This window comes from Streptomyces nanshensis, from assembly GCF_001751255.1.
Lineage (GTDB): Bacteria > Actinomycetota > Actinomycetes > Streptomycetales > Streptomycetaceae > Streptomyces > Streptomyces nanshensis_A.
Genome location: NZ_LJGW01000098.1, coordinates 1 through 3,301 on the forward strand (window position 1 = coordinate 1; position 3,301 = coordinate 3,301).

The 3,301-nt window shown below is 71.8% G+C and carries 4 protein-coding genes; all 4 read left to right on the plus strand.

What is annotated here, in order from left to right; translation table 11 throughout:
- On the plus strand, window positions 1-829 hold an 829-nt coding region (locus AN218_RS05095; protein ID WP_107421364.1), incomplete at its 5' end, for an AAA family ATPase.
- A gap of 171 nt (window positions 830-1,000) precedes the next feature.
- A complete protein-coding gene (locus tag AN218_RS05100; RefSeq protein ID WP_070015430.1) occupies window positions 1,001-2,128 on the plus strand; it encodes an aminopeptidase P family protein in 1,128 nt (375 codons plus the stop codon).
- Between the two features lie 72 nt (window positions 2,129-2,200).
- A complete protein-coding gene (gene efp / locus AN218_RS05105) occupies window positions 2,201-2,767 on the plus strand; it encodes an elongation factor P (protein ID WP_070015417.1) in 567 nt (188 codons plus the stop codon).
- A 2-nt stretch (window positions 2,768-2,769) separates the two neighbouring features.
- Complete coding sequence (gene nusB / locus AN218_RS05110; protein ID WP_070015418.1) at window positions 2,770-3,195, plus strand: transcription antitermination factor NusB; 426 nt, start codon at window positions 2,770-2,772, stop codon at window positions 3,193-3,195.
- Window positions 3,196-3,301 lie beyond the last annotated feature (106 nt).

The following is a 3,301-nucleotide window of genomic DNA, read 5'->3' on the forward strand; positions in this document are numbered from 1 at the left end:
CTCGCAGCCGCCGCCGCAGCCCCCGGTGCAGCCGCCCGTCCCGCCTCCCGCGCAGCCGCAGGGCGCACCGCCCGCACAGCCGCCGGGACCGCCGCCCGCGCCGGCCCAGCCCGCTGCCACGCCTCCGGCGCCTGCACAGCCGTACGGCCAGGGGTACGGCGGCGACCAGGAGCCGCACCCCACCGAGACCACCGGCCACCTCCAGCTCTCCCGCGGCGCACCCGTCGAGATACCCACGCCCGACGCCGACCCGGCGCAGCTCGACGCGACCCGCGCCGCGGTGGCGGTGCTGCTGATCGGCCCGGCGGGCGCGGGAAAGACCACGGTGGCCCGCTACTGGGCGGAGCGGCGGGCCGTGCCCACGTCCCACATCAGCCTCGACGACGTACGCGAGTGGGTGCGCTCGGGCTTCGCCGATCCGCAGAGCGGCTGGAACGACCACTCCGAGGCGCAGTACCGGCTGGCCCGCCGCACCTGCGGCTTCGCCGCCCGTAACTTCCTTGCCAACGGCATCTCCTGCATCCTCGACGACGCCGTCTTCCCCGACCGTCCCGTCGTCGGGCTCGGCGGCTGGAAGCGCCATGTCGGTCCGGGCATGATCCCGGTCGTGCTGCTGCCGGGCCTGGAGATCGTGCTGGAGCGCAACGCCGCCCGCAGCGGCAACCGCCGCCTCAGCGACGAAGAGGTCGCGCAGATCCACGGACGGATGGCGGGCTGGTACGGCTCGGGGCTGCCCATCATCGACAACTCCCGCCAGGACGTGGCCACCACGGCCCGCATGCTCGACGACGTCGTGGCCCGGAGCCTGGCCAGCCCGCCCCGCTGGTGATACCCGTACGGGGACCGGGGGAGTACGCGCCTTCGCGATGCGCCCCCGGACTCGGGAGGCGGACGGGCGGGGAGACCACGGCCCGTGCGGGCGGGGCCCGCCTGCGGCTTCGTCGCCCGCACGGACCCGTACGGACTGCCGCCGGGCCCCGCGCTCCGTAGGCTCGGGAACATGTCCGAAGTCCATGTGGCCCGCCGCGGCCTCCTGCGTGAGCGCTGCGCCGCGACGGCCGCCCACGAAGGGCCCCCGGACGCGGTGCTCGTCACCGGCCCCGCCAACATCCGCTATCTGACCGGCTGTCCGCCGCTGGGGACGGCCCTGCTGATCGGCCCCCACGGCGTCGACACCCTGCTCGCCCCGGCCTCCGCGGAGGGCCCGCTCGTCCAGCCCGGCGGCTCCGAGGACGAACTGCGCACCAGCCGCCTCGACAGCCCCGACGGGGACACCGCCGTCGCCGCCGCCGACCTCGCCGCCTCGGCGGGCGCGCGCCGGCTCGCCGTCGAGGAACACCATCTGACGGTGGCCCGGCACCGGGCCATGTCCTCCGTCGCCGCCGGACTGCGTCTGACGGGTCTCACCAGTCCCGTCGAGGCGCAGCGCGTCATCAAGGACGACGAGGAGATCTCCGCGCTGCGTGTCGCCGCCGAGATCACCGACCAGGCGCTGGGCGAACTGCTGGAGTCGATCCTCGTCGGACGCACCGAACGGCACCTCGCCCTGGAACTGGAGCGCCGGCTCATCGACCACGGCGCCGAGGGCTCCGCCTTCCCCACGTGCGTGGCGACCGGCCGCAACTCCGGCCTCGGCCGGCACCGTCCCACCGACCGCAGAGTGGAGGAGGGCGACTTCCTCTCGGTGCGGCTGGGCGCTCAATACCACGGCTACCGCTGCCAGATCGGCCGTACGTTCGTCATCGGCAGCGCTCCCGACGACTGGCAGGTGGAGCTGTACGACCTCGTCTTCGCGGCGCAGCGCGCCGGACGTGAGGCGCTGACACCGGGCATGGCCTGCAGCGACGTCGACCGGGCCACACGGCAGGTGCTCAAGGGGGCCGGCCACGCCGAGGCGTTGGGCGCCGCGACGGGCCACGGGGTGGGTCTGGAAATCGGTGAGGACCCTCGGCTGTCACCTGGGGCCATGGGTAAACTGGACGCTTGTGTGCCGGTCACCATCGAGCCCGGGGTCCACCTTCCGGGCCAGGGCGGTGTCCGGATCGATGACACGCTCGTCGTCCGTCACGCGGCGGACGGCGGACCCGAGCTACTCACCATCACGACCAAGGAGCTGCTCGCCCTCTAGCCCCGGACGGGGCGACGGAGCCGGGGCGGCTTCCTGGTCTCCGCAGCAGCAGTCTCAGGAGAACCCGCAACCGTGGCATCCACGAACGACCTCAAGAACGGCATGGTGCTCAAGCTCGACGGCGGCCAGCTCTGGTCCGTCGTCGAGTTCCAGCACGTCAAGCCCGGCAAGGGGCCCGCCTTTGTCCGTACGAAGCTGAAGAACGTCATGTCCGGCAAGATCGTCGACAAGACGTTCAACGCGGGCACCAAGGTCGAGACGGCCACCGTGGACCGACGCGGGATGCAGTTCTCGTACAAGGACGGCGAGTACTTCGTCTTCATGGACATGGAGACCTACGACCAGATCCATGTGACGCCCGAGATCGTCGCCGACACCGCCAACTATCTGCTGGAGGGCTTCGAGGCGACGGTCGCGATGTACCAGGGCGAGGCGCTCTTCGTCGAGCTGCCCGCCGCGGTGGAGCTGACGATCGAGCACACCGAACCCGGCGTGCAGGGCGACCGCTCCACCGGCGGCTCCAAGCCCGCCCGCCTGGAGACCGGTTACGAGGTCGGCGTCCCGCTGTTCATCACCACGGGCGAGAAGATCAAGGTCGACACCCGCTCCGGCGAGTACCTCGGCCGGGTGAACAGCTAGCCGTGGCAGCTCGCAACAAGGCGCGTAAGCGCGCCTTCCAGATCATCTTCGAGGCGGACCAGCGCGGCACGACCGCGACGTCCGTGATGGAGGACTGGGTCAAGCACGCAGGGACGGACGAGCGGCAGCCTCCCGTCAGCGCGTACACGCGGGAACTCATCGAGGGCTACGCTCAAAACGCCCAGCGCATCGACGAGTTGATCTCGACCTACTCGGTGGGCTGGACGCTGGACCGGATGCCGGTCGTCGACCGGTGCATCCTGCGGCTGGCGGCCTACGAGCTGATCTGGTCCGAGGAGGTCCCCGAAGCGGTCGTCATAGACGAGGCGTTGGACATCGCGCGGGAGTTCTCGACCGACGAGTCGCCGCCCTTCATCAACGGTCTGCTGGGACGGCTGAAGGATCTGAAGCCGACGCTGCGCCGCTGACCCGGGACGTACGCCCGACCCGTGACACCGCCGGGGCCGGCGGAGCGCACGACCGATCAAGAGCCGAGAAGGGGGCCGCTGCGGCGGCCCCCTTCGTGCTGTCCCG

Bases quoted from the DNA above. Each gene is read 5' to 3' on its own strand.
- AN218_RS05100 (WP_070015430.1), top strand. From the start codon at position 1,001: ATGTCCGAAGTCCATGTGGCCCGCCGCGGCCTCCTGCGTGAGCGCTGC.